Here is a 16,918-nt window from a genome sequence, read left to right as displayed (position 1 = left end):
CGCGGCCGCAAAGGGATATTTGCGTCTACCATGAAAAATAGGGGGCTACAGGAGGGAAGCGAAGCGGAGCCGAGCGATATGCTCAAGCGGCAAAATATATTTGCGGGTAATTCTCAAGATTAAAGCGCGGTTCGCATCTGGATGCGCAAATGTTCAAAAGGCGACGCTCGTTCGGGTTGAGCGTCGCCTTCAGTCGTTATGCTCTTTGATTCTCATCGGGTGGCTTTCGGCTTCTTGACTTCGTTTGCGGCCGGCCAACCCAAGTCCTTGCGCATATCATCGGACAGAGATTCCAGCTCACGAAGGGAGCGCCACTGCTGCCAGCGATTTGCAAGACGGGAAAAGAAGGGCATGTAACTTCCGCTTGACGGAAATGGGTTCCGCGTGCCGGTGTGTCTATAACTGATGGTCGTCATTTTCAGGGTCCTTTCAGTGTCAACCGCTCAAAATGTCACGGGTTTAATATGGGCTCGGCAGATCCATCAATCAAACGAATAGATCTTATAGCTGCCATTAGTATTCTTGAACGAACGCAGCCTGCCGGGTTTTCGCTCCAGCGCTGATAATGTGCGATCCGGCGGAAGGCCGCGTGCATTGACATCATCGATCAGATGAGCGGGGAACCTGGTGGCAATCTCGTCTAGCGTATGCTGTGCCATGCGCTGTATTTTGCGAAGGCGTAACAGAGAGAACAGCCGTGAGGCTTCGTTTGATACCGTGCCAGCCATGATTTTACTCCTTTGGGCTGTCTGCGACGAATTTCCATTAGGTCTAATATGGTGCTTCGTTGACATTCAGACAAATGAAATGATATGGTGCTTAGGATCAGAAAAATTGAAAGGTAATCGATATGACCGTACCGTTCCGCCGGCCCATACCGTTGCTTGACAATGAAGTTCTGCGTACCTTTGTCGCGATCGCCGAAACGGGTAATTTTTCGACTGCCGCCGATGCTGTCTTTCGCACGCCGTCGGCCGTTTCCATGCAGATCAAGAAACTGGAAGAGCAACTCGGCGTGACGCTGTTCCTGCGCGATGCGCGCTCGGTCAGCCTGACGCAGCACGGCGAGATGCTGCTTTCTTATGCGCGCAATATTCTGGCGCTCTCCAACGAGGCTGTCTCGCGCTTCATCATGCCTGAACTCAGTGGTGTGGTACGGCTTGGCGCTCCCGACGATATCGGCGAGCGCCTGCTGCCGACGATTCTCAGGAGTTTTTCAGAGAGCTATCCGGGCATCATGGTGGATGTCGTCGTCGATATGAGCATCCAGCTCAAGAAGCGGATCGAGGAGCAGCGGCTGGATCTCGCGCTGATCAATTGCGCGACGCGGCCTTTCCCGACCGAGGGTGAGGTGATCTATACGGAGCGTCTCGTCTGGGCCGGCGCCAAGTGCGGCACGGCCTATCGCCGCGATCCACTGCCGATTTCCATCTGGGAGGAAGGCTGCATCTGGCGATCGGAGGCGATGGCACAGCTGGAACGGCAGAAGCGGCCCTATCGCGTCTCCTATCTCAGCGCCCATACGATGGCGCAACGCGCCGCCGTGGTTTCCGATCTCGCCATCGCGCCGTTTCCACGGTCCTACGTCACGGAAGATATGGAGATCCTTGGGCCGAACGAGGGATTGCCGGAGCTGACACCTTTCGATATTCGCCTGCTGACGGCATCGCAGATGACCGGGCCGATGAAGGCGGTGGCAGACAGCATCCGCCAAGCCTTCGTCGAGATCGGGCGCAAAATGGCCGCGTGATACGCGGCCAGCCATTTCCTATTCGCGGCTGCGGCGACGCCTGCGGCCGCCGCCTTCTCCGCCATCGTCGGAGATTTGCTTGCGCTCGGGCAGGGTGACGACCTTCGAAAGTTCCGGGAAGCTGTCTACCTTGTTCGGCAAAGCCATGGCGTAGACGAAATGTTCCTGAAACTTTGATTCAAGCGCCGTCTCTATCTTCTCGATTTTCCTGACGGTTTCTTCGATCTCGCGACGATGGCCGCGATTGAGCAGTGCCATGCGCGCGCCAGTGCCGGCGGCATTGCCGACGGCCTTGACCTTGTCGAGTTCACAGTCGGGAATGAGCCCAAGCACCATCGCATATTTCGGATCGATGAAAGTGCCGAAGGCGCCGGCAAGGCCGATGCGGTCGACGTGATCGATGCCCTGCTTATCCATCAACAGCTTGACGCCGGCATAAAGCGCGGCTTTGGCAAGCTGAATGGCGCGGATATCGTTCTGCGTAACCGTGATGCGCGGTTCGCCATCGCGCAACAGGTAGGAGTAGGTGCGGCCATTCTGCAGGATGCGCGGCGAACGCGCCGCCATAGTGCCATCGACCACGCCATCTTTCGAGATGATGCCGGTGAGGAACATTTCGGCGACGACCTCGATGATCGCCGAGCCGCAGATGCCGGTCACGCCGACCTTGGCGGCCGCTTCCTCGAAGCCTGGCTCGTCCGCCCACGGTTCGATGCCGATGACACGGTAGCGAGGCTCCAGTGTGACGGGATCGATGCGCACGCGTTCGATCGCTCCTGGGGCAGCGCGCTGACCGCTGGAAATCTCTGCGCCTTCGAAGGCGGGTCCGGTCGGCGAAGAGGCGGCGACGACACGATGGCGGTTGCCGAGCACGATCTCGGCATTGGTGCCGATGTCGACCAGCAGCATCATCTCATCCTGGCGATGCGGCCCTTCGGCGAGTGTTGCGGCAGCCGCATCGGCGCCGACATGGCCGGCGATGCAGGGCAGCATGTAGATGCGCGTGCCGGCATTCATCGGCAGGCCGATGTCGGCCGATTTCAGATGTACTGCGCCGGATACGGCAAGCGCAAAGGGTGCGCCACCAAGTTCGGTCGGGTCGATGCCGAGGAACAGGTGGTGCATGATCGGGTTGCCGACGAAGACGGCGTTCAGAATATCCTGACGCGACACGCCGCCATCGGCGCAGACCTTGTCAATCAAGCCGTTCAAGGCTTCGCGAACGGCGTTGGTCATCGCCTCGCGGCCGTCCGGGTTCATCATCACATAGGAGACGCGGCTCATCAGATCCTCGCCGAAGCGGATCTGCGGGTTGGAGGCGCCAGCCGACGCGACGGTTCTGCCCGACAGCAGTGACGACAGATGCATGGCGATCGTCGTCGAACCGATATCGCAGGCAATGCCGTAAGCTTCGTTCTTCAGGCCGGGATAGAGCGCGATCAGGCGAGGGCGCTCGCTATCCTGATCACGATGAATGGCGGCGGTCACCTTCCATTCGCCCTTGCGCAGGATCGACTGCACCTGCGGGATAAGGTGGAAATCCACTTCGAGATTATCGTATTTCCAATCCGCCGCGATTGCCGCCTTCAGGCGATCCAGATCGCCAAGCGGCTTGTGCATATCGGGCTCCTCGACCTCGACGTAGCACATGTGCACGGCCGCATCGCGGGCAATGACGCGTTCGTCGGCTGCTTTTCGCACGACCTGCGCGTTGATGACGGTATCCTGCGGCACGTCGATGACCAGATCGCCCTGGATCAGCGCGGAGCAGGAGAGGCGGCGTCCTTCAGGCAGTTCGCGCACCTCGGCATAGCGCTTTTCCTTCGGCCCGATTGGCGAAAGATGGTCATTGGCCGAGACGATCTTGTGCTTGGCGAAATTGCCTTCCTGCACGGAGACCTGGCAGCGACCGCAGGTGGCCCGGCCGCCACAGACGCTTTCGACATAGACGCCGAGCTGACGGGCTGCCTCCAGTACGGGCGTTCCCACGGGGAAGTGGCCGCGCTTGCCGGATGGCATGAAAAGGACGAGAGGTTTGGCGCTGTCGCTGGCGTCGGCCACGGATCAGCCTTTCTATTTGCTAAGACGGCGCACGTTCGAGCGAACGCGCTTGCTATAGGGTTTTATCGCGGCGTGGGCGACCGCATCGGCGATGCTGCGCTGGCTTGTCTCGCCTGCGGCCGTCAGAGCCGCGAAACCCTGTTGCACCATTGCTGCGTTGACGGCAACGGCGCTTTCCGCTGCAGCCATCATCTTCTCCGAGATCATCCGGTTCATTTCGGCGGCGTTCACGCTGCCGGACAGCGCGTCCATCCACATCTGCTGCAGCCGTATGGCGATCACGACGGGCGCCTGCAGCCAAAGCGTGGCAAGATCGTTGGATAGGCCGCGACCGGATGCCATCTTATTCCCTCGCTGCTCCCGCACCGGCGCGCGCTGCCCGACCGCCACGGCGTCCGCCGCCGGCGGCAGGGGCTGCCGTGGCTGCGGCAGCTGCAACGCCGCCTTCGGCCGGCTTGTAGTCACGATAGGTCATGATCCAGTTGGTGCAATTGGCATCCGTGCCATTCAGCACGTTGGCGGCGCGCACGGCTTCCATTTCCTGCGGGCGGCAGGGATTCATGATGGCGGAGGTCATGCCCGCGCCGATGACCATCGGGATGAAGCCCGCATTGATGCCGTGGCGATGCGGCAGGCCGAAGGAGATGTTGGAAAGGCCGCAGGTCGTGTTGACCTTGAGTTCATTGCGCAGGCGGTACAGCAGCGCGAAAACCTGACGGCCTGCATCGCCCAACGCCCCGATCGGCATGACGAGCGGGTCGACGACGATGTCCTCAGGCTTGATGCCGTGATCCATGGCGCGCTCAACAATCTTCTTTGCAACCGCGAAACGGACGTCCGGGTCCATGGAAATACCGGTCTCATCGTTCGAGATGGCGACGACGGGCACATCGTATTTCTTGACCAGCGGCAGAATGGCTTCGAGCTTTTCCTCTTCGCCCGTGACCGAATTGACCAACGGCCGGCCCTTGGCAACCTTGAGGGCAGCCTCGATCGCCGCCGTGACCGAGCTGTCGATCGAAAGGGGGACGTCGACCAGACCCTGCACGATTTCAAGCGTCTGTACCAGTAGGCCCGGTTCGGTCTCGTTCGGGTTGACCGAGGTGACGCCCGCATTGACGTCGAGCATGGTCGCACCGGCGGCGACCTGTTCCAGCGCGTCCTTGATGACGGTGTCGAAATTGCCTTCGATCATCTCTGCAGCGAGCTTCTTGCGCCCCGTCGGGTTGATGCGCTCGCCGATCACGCAGAAGGGCTGGTCGAAGCCTATGATGATCTCGCGGGTGGCGGAGGCAACGATGGTACGCGTCATATCTGATCCTCTGGTCAGTTGGCCCGATAGCTGGTCTATCGTGCGGTGATCTGGGTTACAAGCCGGCCGGTTCCTCTCCTGGCCTGCTGCTATCGTCTCGAATTCAATGTGCCTGCGGCGGCGTATGATGTGCGGCGATCTCCGCCATTGCCTGCTGGTTTTCTTCTCTGCCTTCGCTGATCTGGTGCAGCCGCTCGGCGACGAGAGCATCGGTGCGGCTCGCCTCGCGTTTCCAAGGCTGGCGGCCCTTCAGAACGCCGGAATCATGCACCATTTCGGCGACATATTCTTCCTGGCGATAGGCCATGACGTGAATGCCGGAAACGCCCTCGATCTCCTTCACCTCGTTGATGATGTCGATGCAGAGCTGCTTGCCTTCCTTCTTCTGATCCTGTGCACCCTCGATGCGCTTGATGACCTCATCGGGAATATGGACGCCCGGTACGTTGGAGCGCATCCAGCGGGCGGTCTTTGCCGAGGCGAGCGGGCCGACGCCGACGAGAATGAAGCATTTTTCGTGGAGGCCGAGATCGCGCACCTTCTTCATGTATTCGCGGAACATCGGCACGTCGTAGCAATACTGGCTCTGGACGAACTGCGCCCCGGCCTCGATCTTCTTTGCCAGCCGATAGGGGCGGAAGTCGTAGGGCGGCGCGAAGGGATTGATGGCGGCGCCGAGAAAGACCTTCGGCGGCGACGTCAGCTTGCGGCCGGAAAGGAATTTGGCGTTGTCGCGCATAATGCGTACGGTTTCGAGCAGCGACATGCAATCGAGATCGAAGACCGGCTTGGCGCCGGGCTGGTCGCCGGCCTGCACGCCGTCACCGGTCAGGCACATGATATTCTGCACGCCCATGGCCGACGCACCCAGCACGTCGCCTTGGATGGCGATACGGTTCTTGTCGCGGCAGGCGATCTGCATGATGGGCGCATAGCCCATCCGCGTCAGCAGCGCGCAGATCCCGACCGACGACATATGACAGTTGGCACCGGAAGCATCGACGGCATTGATGCCATCTACCCAGCCATCAAAGATCGCAGCACGTTCGTAGACGTCTTCCGGATTGGCACTGTCGGGCGGGTTCAGTTCGGCGGTGACGGCAAACTCGCCGCGGCGAAGCACGCGTTCCAGCCGCCCGAGCGAGGAGTGGCCGGGCAGGGGATCGAGCGGCAGATGCGCACCAAGCGGATTTTCATCGATATGCGCCATCGCTCAGGCTTCCTTGCTTGCCGTTTCGCGGGATGCAGCGGCCTCAGCCGTGACGCGGAGCCACGAGGAGGTTTCGCGCAGCGACTGGTTCACGGGCTTCTGCACGTTGAGGATCGCGTCACCGTGGGTCATGTTCCTAGAACCGTTCCAGGCCTGCACCCAGACGCAAGGCATATCGGGCTCCACTTCGCAATTGCCATTGGCGCGAACGCCGCCGCACGGACCGTTGCGCAGCTGCTTGGGACAGTTCATCGGGCAGGACATGCCCGTCGACGACAGAGCGCACTGGCCGCACATGCGGCAATCGAACAGGAAGCCCTTCACATTGCGTTCGATGAAGGTGATCGGGCGCTCCACCCGGTCATAGCCGAGTGCCTTCCACAGCGGATGAAGCAGCAGGAAAGCGTCGGCGAAACGACGGTAGAACCATTCCAAGAAGCGCGAATGACGGACGGCCCAGAGTCGAACGGTATATTTGCGTCGGGCGCGGCGGTTGGGCGAGACGCCGGCTGGGGTATAGGCGCCGCTGGCCGCCTTTGCGCCCGCGGCGGCATTGCCGGGCTTCTGAACGGCATCAGCCATTGTCGCGGCCTCCGGATTTCACCAGTGCCACCAGCCGCTCGCGATCATAGGCGGCCTCGAATTCGCTCGCCGCCTTGTCCGCCTCGGCTTCGAGATCGTCGGAGACCGGCACGGGATCCGCCTTGCGCCATTCGGCCAGGTAGTCGTCGGTTTCGGCGGCGCCGGTGCGCATGGCGCACATGTCTATTGCTTCGGTAAAGCGTAGCGAAAGCTCACGTTTTGCCGTCTGCCTGCCCTTCTTGATAATCACCTGGGCCGGAATGTCCCGCCAGTAGACGACAATGCGATCTGCCATGCACAAATCTCCTCTTCACGCCAGAATGCACGCCGGCAGACCATTGGACTGCGCTCGCCACGACGCGGCACATGCCGAAAAGCGACGCCGCATGAAAAGCTTGTCCGCAAGCGTTCCTAACGGGCATTTTCCTTTGAAATTACCGGGTTCGAACTGTGATTGAATGTGCCTCACTCGTCCAGCATGTCGGTGGCGACAAAGCAGCAGCGGGCGAGAAACGACAGGGCGCCGCAATCAGACGACCGACAGTTCGCGGGCAAGGTCGCCGTAGCCGGTGAAGCGATATTCATAGTCAAGGCCGAGATAGGCGGCGGCTTCCTTCGCCTTCGCCTGCAAGGCGGGATCCTCTTCCTGCGAAAGGTAGACGACCTTGCGATAGTTGCCGAAATACATATCGCGCAGCTCGGGATGACGATCCAGACCCAGTGGGACGACGACGAAGGATTCGAACTGGCGGGCCAGAAAGTCGGTGAGGAAAAACGAGGTGATATCATCCTCACGCGCCGCGAAAGCTTCGTTGCCGGTAAAGAAGGAGTAACAGTGCGGGCCGGACAGGCGTTCTATCCCCTCGCGCTCGCAAATCCTGTCGATATCGCCGCCGGTGCCGCAATCTGCATAACCGATGAAGATCTTGTCGAACCCGCGCGAGCGGGCATCGACGATCGCCTGTTCCAGCGCCGGCGCGATCCTCTGCGGATAGGAATGGTAGATTGCGGGAAGACAGTGCAGGTCGATGTGGTCGAGGCTGTTTATTCTGACGATCGCCAGTATTTCGCGCGCGATTGCGCCGCACGCGATCACATGAACTTTTTGAGTTGCGGCGCGTTTATCGCGCGGAGGGTTTTTCTCCGAATCTTGCCGATCAACATCCATTCAAAGGGGCTCCTGATGATGACCGTATCGACAACAAGCAAAATCGCCGCTGCCTTCGCCGTGCTTATGGTGCTTGCTTCGTGCTCCAACACCATTCGTGGCATGGGCAGGGATACGGCAAACGCCGTCAATGCGACGGAAGACGCCGGTCATACCGTCAAGAAGGCTGCTCAGTAACTCATTTGGGATGTCCACGGGCCGGCGACAACCTTTTCGTCGCCGGCTCGGAGAAATAAAGCGATCAGGCGCCGGCAGCCAGGCTGTTGTGCTTGCGCTTCATGAATTCCTTGGCGGTTTCGACCGCCACGGCTGCGTCGCGGCAATAGGCGTCGGCACCGACGGCCTTGCCGAATTCCTCGTTCAGCGGTGCGCCGCCGACCAGCACGACATAGTCGTCGCGCAGGCCCTTTTCCTTCAGCGTATCAATCACGACCTTCATGTAGGGCATGGTGGTCGTCAGCAGCGCCGACATGCCGAGAATGTCAGGCTGTTCGCGTTCGATGGCGTCAAGATAGTTTTCGACCGGGTTGTTGATCCCCAGGTCGATGACGTCGAAACCGGCACCTTCCATCATCATGCCGACGAGGTTCTTGCCGATGTCGTGAATGTCGCCCTTGACGGTGCCGATCACCATCTTGCCGAGCTTGGGGGCGCCGGTCTGTGCCAGCAGCGGCCGCAGGATCGCCATGCCTGCCTTCATCGCATTGGCCGAAAGCAGCACTTCCGGAACGAAGAGAATGCCGTCGCGGAAATCGATGCCGACGATGCGCATGCCCTCGACCAGCGCCTGGGTCAGGACATCGTAAGGAGCCCAGCCGCGTTCGAGGAGGATATTGGTCGCTTCCTCGATTTCTTCCTTCAAACCGTCATACAGATCGTCATGCATCTGCTGCACGAGCTCTTCATCAGAAAGTTCCGAGAGAATGATTTCGTCGTCAGACATGCGCTCCATCCCATTTTCGTGCAGCATCAGAGACTTGTATAAAACACTGCCGCCATTACGGATAGACCGGAAGGCCGCCAAAACTCTTTTTGAATGCGACGTCGCACGGAACAATCGCGACGGACGAAGAACAGTTGATATTGTCAGCCGATGTCTGTCCTATGCTAATTGCTGGCGCATTAAGGAACGTCCGCTTGTCGGAATCAGGTAGCATGGAGCCTGATAGACGCATTCATGCGCAGGAGTGAGGAAACATCATGGACGATATGATTGAGCAACCGGCTGCAGGCAATGACGGCGGCGGACGGCGTTCGCGCAGCGAGGGCAGGGGTGCGGCAGCGCGGCGCGCTTCGCGCAGCGGCGGCGGGCCGGGTCCTTCGCTCCCCTATATCACCCGTAAGATCGGCGTCTATGAAGTGCTTGACGAAGAGGGCCTGCAGCTCATCGAACGCAATGCCGACAGGGTTCTGGAGGAAATCGGCATCGAGTTTCGCGATGATGCGGAAGCTCTGGCGCTCTGGAAGGACGCCGGTGCCGACGTACGCGGGCAGCGCGTGCATTTTCCGAAGGGACTTTGCCGCGAACTTCTGAAGACCGCGCCGAAGGAATTTACCTGGCATGCGCGCAACAGCGCCCGCAACGCTCATGTCGGCGGCAAGGCGACGATCTTCGCGCCCGTCTACGGCCCGCCCTTCGTGCGCGATCTCGAGGGCAACCGCCGCTATGCGACGATCGAAGATTTCCGCAATTTCGTGAAGCTCGCCTATATGGCGCCGTCGATGCATTCGTCCGGCGGCACGGTCTGCGAGCCGGTGGATATCCCGGTCAACAAGCGCCATCTCGATATGGTCTACAGCCATATCAAATATTCCGACAAGCCGTTCATGGGCTCGGTCACGGCACCGGAGCGTGCCGAAGACACCATCGCTATGGCAAAGATCGTGTTCGGCGACGATTTCGTCGAGAATAATTGCGTAACCCTGAACCTCATCAACGCCAATTCGCCGATGGTGTTCGACGAGACCATGCTTGGCGCCTTGAAGGTCTATGCGCGGCACAATCAGGCTTCGGTCGTTTCGCCCTTCATTCTCTCGGGCGCGATGAGCCCGGTGACGGTCGCGGGCACGCTGACGCAGATTCTGGCCGAAGTGCTGGCCGGAGCTTCCTTCACGCAGCTGATCCGCAAGGGCTCGCCGGTTCTGTTCGGCACCTTCGCCGCATCCATCTCGATGCAGTCGGGCGCGCCGACCTTCGGCACGCCGGAGCCGTCGCTTGTTTCTTACGGTGCAGCGCAGCTTGCCCGCCGTCTCGGCCTGCCGTTCCGTACCGGCGGTTCGCTCTGCGCGTCGAAGGTGCCGGATGCACAGGCCGCGCATGAATCCGCCAATACTTTGAACATGACGCTGCTGGCGGGCACGAATTTCGTGCTTCATGCGGCCGGCTGGCTCGAAGGGGGGCTCGTCTCCTCCTATGAGAAGTTCATGATCGACCAGGACCAGCTCGGCATGATGCAGAAGATGGCTGAAGGTATCGATCTCTCCGACAATGGCCAGGCACTGGATGCCATCCGCGAAGTCGGCCCGGGAAGCCATTATCTGGGCTGCGGCCACACGCAGGCGAATTTCCAGTCCGCCTTCTATCGCTCGCCGCTCGCCGACAACAACTCCTTCGAGCAGTGGGAGATTGAAGGCCAGAAGCGCATCGAGCAGCGCGCCAACGCACTTTGCCGCTCCTGGCTCGATCATTACGAAGCGCCGCCGCTCGATCCGGCCATCGACGAGGCTCTTCTGGCCTATATCCAGAAGCGCAAGGATTCCATGCCGGACGCCTTCACCTGAAGAGAGCCCGAGGCCGCCAGGGAGCAAGGCGGTGCCATACGCGTTGCCGACCTGATCCAGAAGGAAGTCTGGCGGCCGCACTATCAATATAAGGGGCCACGGTGAGCCGCGGCCCTGTCATACTCGAACAGCTCCGTGCGGCGCTCGGCGTCCACGGAGTTTTCGTTCGAGGCGTTGTGTCCTTCAATGAAGGCGAAGGACCGTTGCTGACCAATGGCACGCCCGTGCGCAGCGTCGCGCTGCTGGGCAATATCGGCGGCTCGATCTGGCCGGCATTTTCGGCTTGGCGAGATATGCCCGGCAACGGGACACGCATCGATCCTCTCGACGATTGGTCGAAAGAGATCATCCGTCCGGTCGCAAAGACATTGGGGGCCACGGCTTATTTTCCTTCGGATCCCCCGTGGCAGCCGTTCCAGCGCTGGGCGATGCAGGCCGAGGGATTGCAGCCGTCGCCGCTCGGCATATTGATCCATCCGGAATACGGCCTATGGCATGGATATCGTGGTGCCCTGGGATTTGCCGAGGATTTAAAGGCGGCTCGGACGACAGCGTCTTCTCCGCATCCATGCGCGTCATGCGTGGAGAAGCCTTGCCTCACCGCCTGTCCCGTCGAGGCCATTACCACGACCGGTTTCGATGTTCAGGCCTGTCGCTCGCATTTGCGCACGCAGGAGGGGCAGGCCGGCTGCATGGTCGGCGGCTGCCTCGCACGCAACATCTGCCCTGTCGGTGCAACCTATCGATATCCCGCCGAACAGCTTGCATTCCATATGGCGGCACTTCAGCTTTAGCCTCGCGGGTTCCTCGTTTCGCCGCATTGCGGTGCATTCCAGGGCCTGTGCTATTGGTGCGGAGCTATGCGCTTGATTCGTTTGATGCTCATCCTTGCCGTTCTTGCCTTCGCCGCCACCGCCTCGGCTGGCGAAGATTGCCGGAAGGTTGAGCATCTCGGCGACAGCTACACGGTTTGCACCTTCGATCCCGCCCGTTACGACATCCAGATTTTCCAAAATGATCACAACGGCAAGCCTTACGGCTCGTTCCGGGCACTGGAGATAGATCTGCGCCAGGATCGCGTCTATGTGCGCTTTGCCATGAATGGCGGCATGTATCTCGATGATCAATCTCCTGTTGGTCTCTTCATCGAAAACGGGCGCGAGGTAAAGGCGATCAACACCAATAGGGGCTGGGGCAATTTCCATCTCTTGCCGAACGGGGTTTTCTATGTCGATAGAGGCAAGGCCGGGATCGTGGAAAGCAAGACCTTCGCTGCTTCCGGTACAAAGCCGTTCTATGCGACTCAGTCCGGCCCGATGCTCGTCATCGACGGCAAGCTTCATCCGTCATTTCTGGCCGATAGCACCAGTCTCAAGACGAGAAACGGCGTCGGCGTCACCGCCGATGGGCTCGTCGTGTTTGCGATTTCCGACGGCCCGGTGCGCTTCCACGATTTTGCGACGCTGTTCCGCGATGATCTGCAATGTCCGAATGCGCTGTTTCTCGACGGCAGCATTTCCAGCATCGACATACCGGAATGGCAAAGGCGCGACAGCCTGTTTCCGCTCGGTCCGATCATTGCGGTAACACAAATGCTGCCAGGCTAGGGCAGCTTCCATACACAGGCAAGAATGCCTTCCCGAAGCTCTCCATCGGCTCTCGGCCTCGCAAGGTTTGAGCAAGGCCCATCGCGCAGTTTCCAAGCGAGGGGTTCCAGCGAGTCTTCGAGAAGGATCAACATGTACGCGCAAGCGGAGAAGCAGACTGTCGCATCGCATGGCGCGGAACACGCCCTGCCAGCCTTTCCTTTCGGTTGGGAGCATCACAAGGATCGGCACTGCATTTGGATCGTCAGCCCAGAGGGCTACGTGCACAGCCGCGCTTTCGAGGATGTTGCCCTTGGTCTCCACTACGCCTTTGCCGAACTCGGCGGCAGCGCGCCTCTGGTTACCGATCCGCGAGAGTGGAACGGACGGGTGCCGATCGTTTACGGCGCAAATTTGCTGCCGTCGGTCGCAGCGCAATGGCTGCCGCCCGAGAGCATCATCGTGAATATGGAGCAGGTCTCGGCTGAAAGCAGTTGGATCAATCATCGCTATCTCGGATTGCTCAAGAAATTCGCCGTGCTCGATTACAGCGAGCGCAATCGCCAGGGACTGGCCAGGTTCGGCGTTCCCGCTGAAATTCTCGATGTAGGATACAACAGGCACCTGACGCGTGTGCCGCAAGCGCCGGTGAAGGATATCGACGTTCTCTTTTACGGCTCGATCAACGAACGCCGCAAGAATGTGCTTGTGGCGCTGCAAGCAAGCGGGCTGAACCTCGTTCACCTGTTCGGTGTCTACGGCACCGAGCGCGACGCCTTCATCGGGCGCTCCAAAATCGTCCTCAACGTGCATCATTTCGACGCCGCGATCTTCGAGATTTGCCGCGTTTCCTTCCTGCTTGCCAATGGCGCCTGTGTCGTCAGCGAGGGCAATATCCATGACCCGGAAGTGGCCGCTTTTGCCAAGGGAATGGCGTTTTGCAACTATGATCGGCTTGTCGAAACCTGCATCGAACTCGTTCGCGACGACGAGAGACGGTCGGCAATCGGGGGCCGCGGCTTCGGCCTCATGTGCGAGCGCCAGCAGGCGGCCATCCTTTCCGCTTTGATGACGAGGGGCGGCTAGGTTTTTTTAGAGCATTTTGGCGGCGAACCGGGCGCCTGTGGCGGGTGAATCGGCAAACGACATGTGAAGGCGGACTGCGACTATGACTGGAAATGAAACGATCTACATCCTCTGCCCACCCAATCATATGACGGGCGGCCCGGAAGCCCTTCACCAGCTCTGCGCGAGGCTGACCAAAATCGGGCGCAACGCCAGAATGGTCTATACCAACGGTTCCGATCACTCGCTGATGCCGTCCCCTAAGGGGGAAACAGCGATGGTATTTCGGGAATACGAGAATGCCATCCATCCGCAATATCGGGCCTACGCGACCGAAAGCTCGGACTATATCATCGACAACGAAGACGCGATCGTGGTATTTCCGGAGATATGGCCGCATCTGATTCCGCTCTTCAAGAAGGCGGTTAAGGCCTTTTGGTGGTTGAGTTTCGATTACGGCATGGGACATCTGATGCCGTTGGGCGGCGTGCAGTTCCTTCTGGCGAACGACTGCAAGATGTTGTCGCAATCCGCTTATGCCACGGCACAGCTCAGTGTTTTGGGCTTCAGCGATGTCTTGCGGATCTCGGATTTTACGACACTGGCAAACAACGTGGCGCCACAGCCGCTTCAGCAGCGGCGCGATCTGGTTCTGTTCAACGACAAGGCCGAGGCTTTCGAGCGCCAACTGGCGATCATGTCTCCGCAATATGAATTCAAGATCCTGAGCAACATGTCGCCGACGGAAGTCCACCAAAACATGGCGCAGGCGAAGCTCTATGTCGACTTCGGTCCGCATGCCGGCAAGGATCGCATGCCGCGTGAAGCGGCGCTCCTCGGATGCTGCGTGATCACCGGTCGGAACGGTTCGGCCAACAATTTCGAGGATTTGCCCATTCCGGCCAAATACAAGTTCGGCAACCATCTCCAAAGAATGCACGAGATTTCAAGGGCGATCGGTGACGTGATCCAGAATTTCCCGGAGAGGTTCGAGGATTTCGGCGTCTACCGGCGCTCTATTGCCGTCGAAGAGACAAAGTTCGAACTGGAGGTCTTCAGTGTATTCGGGCAGGTCTGATCGAAAGTTGGCGGCAAGAAGGTTGGTCTTGCGATCATGATCAATTTCGCCGATGTTTGACTTGCTTGTGGTTGGCGCCGGCTTTTATGGCGCGACGATCGCGGAGCGGGTGGCCAACGAGCTTGCAGAAGAACGTGCTTCTGATCGATCGGCGAAGCCATATCGGCGGCAACGCCTATAGCGAGTTCGACAGAGACCGGTATCGAGGTTCACCGCTACGGCACGCATCTCTTTCATAAGCCGAACGAACTGGTCTGGGCCCATCTCAACAGCTTCACTGCATTCACCGGCTACAAGCATCGTGTCTATGATCGCGGTCGAACAGCCGTCAATCGTGCCCAGGACATCATCGATGCGAGGCAGCTTGCTCGACGGTGGGCGGCAGACATCCCGCTGCGCTTAATCTGCGCTTCTGCCAAGAAAATCGATGATGTCTCTTTGCTTTTCGTAAAATACTTCCTTGGGAAGGCGCATATATTCGTTGTCGTCATCGATCTCAGTGGTGATGGCGCCCATCTTTTTGTGAAAGCTGATGACCTTCCTGTTTTCCCGTCTCACGTCAAAATGGCTTTCGTCAAAGCCAAGGTGTTCAAAACCGATGCGGTAGACCAACAGGGCCGATTCAATCGCCGCATAGCGGGATTTATTGTGATCCAAGATCCAGCTTCCCCAACAGAAGGAGGGCCCGCGGAAATCATAGAGGCGCACGGTACCGCATGCGACTTTGTCCAATCGCTCGATAACAAAATAGAACTCCTCGCCTTGCTGCTCGCGTTGGACATATCGCTCGATCCATGCGCGCTGCGCTTCGGCGGAGGCGGGAGGCGGGGAGAGATGGGTATTGTAGAGAGGATCGATGCGCAGCGAATAAATGTAATCCGCATGCTCGCTCCGGGCGGGGACCAGCTGTATGGTCTTCAACTGCAGTTTATCGAACCAGTCAAAATTCGTCATTTGCGGCGCTACTCGGCGTTTGAGGCTTTTGTCGAAAGCAAGCATTCGGGGAATGCTGCCCGGGATCAGAGACCAGCCGGGACCGGTTCGGTCATGTTCAGCAGTTTCTGCCGGAAGACATCGGGCGCATGGAATTGCTGATAGAATTCTCTGTTGGACGCGCCCATGGCCTTGCCCGTCGTCCTGATTTTGTCGACGGCAGCCGGGACGTCGCCGAGGTGCGAGATGATTGCCGCCGAGCCGAGTTCGCCATCAACCCAGCGAAAAAGCGGAAGTTTCTCGGGCGGCTCCGCCCTGAGAATAGGCAGCCCGAGGGCAAGAGCTTCGACTCTTGCTTTTCCGCCGCCGACCGGATGAGATTCCAGATAGAAGTCGGGCGCGATCTCCTTCAGACGCGTGACAAGTGAGGGAACCGGACCCTCGAAGACAATCCTGCCGGGATCTGAGCCATCGATCGCTAGCTGATTGCGGACCTGCTGCTGCAGCACATCCGGGAACGGGCCGATGTGATGCAATCGGTCGACGCCGGCTTTGAGAAGGGCCGAGGCCAATTGCGGATAGCCGAAACCGACTTCGCCATGGAATTTTTGGGCGCTTCCAGAAGTTACGCAGACCAGGGATGTCGCTTCGTCGGTCGGCCCGTCGCAGACCATGCCATGATCGGCGGCGCTCATATGCAGCATTTTCGGACCGAACTTCAGATGTTTGCGACAAGCGCCGTGGCATTCCGGCGTCAGATCAAAATGCTCGTAGTCGGTTCGGGTGGCGCCAAGGCTCGGCTGGTGATCCGCATGATGCAGGAAATGGACTCGGGGTGCGCTGTAACCGCAAACTGCGCCGTAGGCGACGCTATCGAAATGATGGGCGTTCAGGAAAATCGTATGCGGCGCCAGATTGCGAATGAGCGCGACCAGCTCTTTGACCCGGTCGAAGAGCGCTTGGCGATGCAAATAGATGACCGACAGGCCGAGGGTCGCGAAGCGCTCCTGCAGGAGTTTGGAGAGTTGGGGCGGCCGCCCCGCGGCTCCGCCCGTCAAGACGAGGACATGACGCTTGTCGGGCAAATTGGCGACGATGTCTTCCAGCACGCGCGTGTGGCCGCCGGTATCGTATACTTCCGTTGCAACGTGCAGAACGGCGTTCTTGTGGCGCCCTTCCAGATTATAGTCGCAGAGCGATAGCGCCAGTTTTTGCAGATAGCCATCGGAAATCGGCTCGAAAAGGGCCTGGCCCCTGAACCGCGGATCGCTCAACATCTCGAAGAACATCTGCGTCAGCATCGCCAGAAAGCTTTCAATCTCGTTGCTCTCAAACATCGTCTTCAACTCCTGCTCAAGACTATTGATGTTGATGAACATGGCGTTTCCTTTT

General features: G+C 59.3%; 19 protein-coding genes. 7 read left to right on the top strand and 12 right to left on the bottom strand.

Annotation, left to right across the window (positions count from 1 at the left end; translation table 11 throughout):
- Positions 1-212: 212 nt before the first annotated feature.
- Both FHT84_RS31345 and FHT84_RS05255 read right to left on the bottom strand, forming a co-directional pair.
- A complete protein-coding gene (locus FHT84_RS31345) occupies positions 213-353 on the bottom strand; it encodes a DUF1127 domain-containing protein (RefSeq protein ID WP_245430432.1) in 141 nt (46 codons plus the stop codon).
- A 129-nt stretch (positions 354-482) separates the two neighbouring features.
- Entirely contained in the window at positions 483-728 is a 246-nt protein-coding gene (locus tag FHT84_RS05255; protein WP_112343952.1) for a hypothetical protein, read from the bottom strand.
- Between the two features lie 122 nt (positions 729-850).
- Here FHT84_RS05255 and FHT84_RS05250 point away from each other — a divergent pair, with 122 nt between their 5' ends.
- On the top strand, positions 851-1,750 hold the full coding sequence (locus FHT84_RS05250) for a LysR family transcriptional regulator (protein WP_112343953.1): 900 nt from the start codon (positions 851-853) through the stop codon (positions 1,748-1,750).
- An 18-nt stretch (positions 1,751-1,768) separates the two neighbouring features.
- On the opposite strand, the gene FHT84_RS05245 is transcribed toward FHT84_RS05250, so the two are convergent.
- From FHT84_RS05245 to FHT84_RS05215, 7 genes are all read right to left on the bottom strand, one after another.
- Positions 1,769-3,769 carry an ASKHA domain-containing protein gene (locus FHT84_RS05245; RefSeq protein WP_183761388.1) on the bottom strand — a complete coding sequence of 667 codons (2,001 nt, stop codon included), beginning with the start codon at positions 3,767-3,769 and terminating at the stop codon, positions 1,769-1,771.
- 54 nt (positions 3,770-3,823) lie between these two features.
- Positions 3,824-4,153 carry a hypothetical protein gene (locus FHT84_RS05240; protein WP_112343954.1) on the bottom strand — a complete coding sequence of 110 codons (330 nt, stop codon included), beginning with the start codon at positions 4,151-4,153 and terminating at the stop codon, positions 3,824-3,826.
- Between the two features lies 1 nt (position 4,154).
- Positions 4,155-5,123 carry a methyltetrahydrofolate cobalamin methyltransferase gene (locus FHT84_RS05235; RefSeq protein WP_112343955.1) on the bottom strand — a complete coding sequence of 323 codons (969 nt, stop codon included), beginning with the start codon at positions 5,121-5,123 and terminating at the stop codon, positions 4,155-4,157.
- A gap of 103 nt (positions 5,124-5,226) precedes the next feature.
- Positions 5,227-6,333, bottom strand: coding sequence for a methylenetetrahydrofolate reductase (locus FHT84_RS05230; protein WP_112343956.1), 1,107 nt, complete (start codon positions 6,331-6,333; stop codon positions 5,227-5,229).
- Positions 6,334-6,336: 3 nt separating this feature from the next.
- Positions 6,337-6,915 carry a methylenetetrahydrofolate reductase C-terminal domain-containing protein gene (locus FHT84_RS05225; protein WP_112343957.1) on the bottom strand — a complete coding sequence of 193 codons (579 nt, stop codon included), beginning with the start codon at positions 6,913-6,915 and terminating at the stop codon, positions 6,337-6,339.
- The gene (locus FHT84_RS05220; protein WP_112343958.1) at positions 6,908-7,210 is read right to left on the bottom strand and encodes a virulence factor; all 303 of its coding nucleotides are present in this window, start codon (positions 7,208-7,210) and stop codon (positions 6,908-6,910) included. Before FHT84_RS05220 ends, FHT84_RS05225 begins: the two co-directional genes overlap by 8 nt.
- Positions 7,211-7,444: 234 nt before the next feature.
- The gene (locus tag FHT84_RS05215) at positions 7,445-8,083 is read right to left on the bottom strand and encodes a DUF1638 domain-containing protein (protein ID WP_112343959.1); all 639 of its coding nucleotides are present in this window, start codon (positions 8,081-8,083) and stop codon (positions 7,445-7,447) included.
- 18 nt (positions 8,084-8,101) lie between these two features.
- Here FHT84_RS05215 and FHT84_RS05210 point away from each other — a divergent pair, with 18 nt between their 5' ends.
- Positions 8,102-8,260 (top strand): entericidin A/B family lipoprotein, encoded by a 159-nt coding sequence (locus FHT84_RS05210; protein WP_041677911.1) that lies wholly within the window; start codon positions 8,102-8,104, stop codon positions 8,258-8,260.
- Positions 8,261-8,324: 64 nt separating this feature from the next.
- On the opposite strand, the gene FHT84_RS05205 is transcribed toward FHT84_RS05210, so the two are convergent.
- Complete coding sequence (locus FHT84_RS05205; protein WP_069613213.1) at positions 8,325-9,026, bottom strand: B12-binding domain-containing protein; 702 nt, start codon at positions 9,024-9,026, stop codon at positions 8,325-8,327.
- Positions 9,027-9,283: 257 nt separating this feature from the next.
- Here FHT84_RS05205 and FHT84_RS05200 point away from each other — a divergent pair, with 257 nt between their 5' ends.
- From FHT84_RS05200 to FHT84_RS05180, 5 genes are all read left to right on the top strand, one after another.
- Entirely contained in the window at positions 9,284-10,864 is a 1,581-nt protein-coding gene (locus FHT84_RS05200; RefSeq protein WP_112343960.1) for a trimethylamine methyltransferase family protein, read from the top strand.
- 101 nt (positions 10,865-10,965) lie between these two features.
- The gene (locus FHT84_RS05195) at positions 10,966-11,658 is read left to right on the top strand and encodes a 4Fe-4S dicluster domain-containing protein (protein WP_112343961.1); all 693 of its coding nucleotides are present in this window, start codon (positions 10,966-10,968) and stop codon (positions 11,656-11,658) included.
- Positions 11,659-11,742: 84 nt separating this feature from the next.
- Positions 11,743-12,471 carry a phosphodiester glycosidase family protein gene (locus tag FHT84_RS05190; protein WP_246698475.1) on the top strand — a complete coding sequence of 243 codons (729 nt, stop codon included), beginning with the start codon at positions 11,743-11,745 and terminating at the stop codon, positions 12,469-12,471.
- Positions 12,472-12,603: 132 nt separating this feature from the next.
- Positions 12,604-13,536, top strand: coding sequence for a hypothetical protein (locus tag FHT84_RS05185; protein ID WP_112343962.1), 933 nt, complete (start codon positions 12,604-12,606; stop codon positions 13,534-13,536).
- 82 nt (positions 13,537-13,618) lie between these two features.
- Entirely contained in the window at positions 13,619-14,593 is a 975-nt protein-coding gene (locus tag FHT84_RS05180; protein WP_145644372.1) for a hypothetical protein, read from the top strand.
- A gap of 399 nt (positions 14,594-14,992) precedes the next feature.
- Here FHT84_RS05180 and FHT84_RS05175 read toward each other — a convergent pair whose 3' ends face one another.
- Both FHT84_RS05175 and FHT84_RS05170 read right to left on the bottom strand, forming a co-directional pair.
- Entirely contained in the window at positions 14,993-15,592 is a 600-nt protein-coding gene (locus FHT84_RS05175) for a GNAT family N-acetyltransferase (RefSeq protein WP_210209435.1), read from the bottom strand.
- A gap of 20 nt (positions 15,593-15,612) precedes the next feature.
- The gene (locus tag FHT84_RS05170; RefSeq protein ID WP_112343964.1) at positions 15,613-16,905 is read right to left on the bottom strand and encodes a hypothetical protein; all 1,293 of its coding nucleotides are present in this window, start codon (positions 16,903-16,905) and stop codon (positions 15,613-15,615) included.
- Between the last annotated feature and the right edge of the window lie 13 nt (positions 16,906-16,918).

This window comes from Rhizobium sp. BK289 (assembly GCF_014193575.1).
GTDB lineage: Bacteria > Pseudomonadota > Alphaproteobacteria > Rhizobiales > Rhizobiaceae > Rhizobium > Rhizobium tropici_C.
The sequence above is the reverse complement of the archived record's forward strand: the minus strand, read 5'-3'. Positions and strand labels throughout refer to the sequence as shown.

Bases quoted from the DNA above. Each gene is read 5' to 3' on its own strand.
- FHT84_RS31345 (WP_245430432.1), bottom strand. From the start codon at position 353: ATGCCCTTCTTTTCCCGTCTTGCAAATCGCTGGCAGCAGTGGCGCTCC.
- FHT84_RS05255 (WP_112343952.1), bottom strand. From the start codon at position 728: ATGGCTGGCACGGTATCAAACGAAGCCTCACGGCTGTTCTCTCTGTTA.
- FHT84_RS05250 (WP_112343953.1), top strand. From the start codon at position 851: ATGACCGTACCGTTCCGCCGGCCCATACCGTTGCTTGACAATGAAGTT.
- FHT84_RS05245 (WP_183761388.1), bottom strand. From the start codon at position 3,769: ATGCCATCCGGCAAGCGCGGCCACTTCCCCGTGGGAACGCCCGTACTG.
- FHT84_RS05240 (WP_112343954.1), bottom strand. From the start codon at position 4,153: ATGGCATCCGGTCGCGGCCTATCCAACGATCTTGCCACGCTTTGGCTG.
- FHT84_RS05235 (WP_112343955.1), bottom strand. From the start codon at position 5,123: ATGACGCGTACCATCGTTGCCTCCGCCACCCGCGAGATCATCATAGGC.
- FHT84_RS05230 (WP_112343956.1), bottom strand. From the start codon at position 6,333: ATGGCGCATATCGATGAAAATCCGCTTGGTGCGCATCTGCCGCTCGAT.
- FHT84_RS05225 (WP_112343957.1), bottom strand. From the start codon at position 6,915: ATGGCTGATGCCGTTCAGAAGCCCGGCAATGCCGCCGCGGGCGCAAAG.
- FHT84_RS05220 (WP_112343958.1), bottom strand. From the start codon at position 7,210: ATGGCAGATCGCATTGTCGTCTACTGGCGGGACATTCCGGCCCAGGTG.
- FHT84_RS05215 (WP_112343959.1), bottom strand. From the start codon at position 8,083: ATGGATGTTGATCGGCAAGATTCGGAGAAAAACCCTCCGCGCGATAAA.
- FHT84_RS05210 (WP_041677911.1), top strand. From the start codon at position 8,102: ATGACCGTATCGACAACAAGCAAAATCGCCGCTGCCTTCGCCGTGCTT.
- FHT84_RS05205 (WP_069613213.1), bottom strand. From the start codon at position 9,026: ATGTCTGACGACGAAATCATTCTCTCGGAACTTTCTGATGAAGAGCTC.
- FHT84_RS05200 (WP_112343960.1), top strand. From the start codon at position 9,284: ATGGACGATATGATTGAGCAACCGGCTGCAGGCAATGACGGCGGCGGA.
- FHT84_RS05190 (WP_246698475.1), top strand. From the start codon at position 11,743: ATGCTCATCCTTGCCGTTCTTGCCTTCGCCGCCACCGCCTCGGCTGGC.
- FHT84_RS05185 (WP_112343962.1), top strand. From the start codon at position 12,604: ATGTACGCGCAAGCGGAGAAGCAGACTGTCGCATCGCATGGCGCGGAA.
- FHT84_RS05180 (WP_145644372.1), top strand. From the start codon at position 13,619: ATGACTGGAAATGAAACGATCTACATCCTCTGCCCACCCAATCATATG.
- FHT84_RS05175 (WP_210209435.1), bottom strand. From the start codon at position 15,592: ATGCTTGCTTTCGACAAAAGCCTCAAACGCCGAGTAGCGCCGCAAATG.
- FHT84_RS05170 (WP_112343964.1), bottom strand. From the start codon at position 16,905: ATGTTCATCAACATCAATAGTCTTGAGCAGGAGTTGAAGACGATGTTT.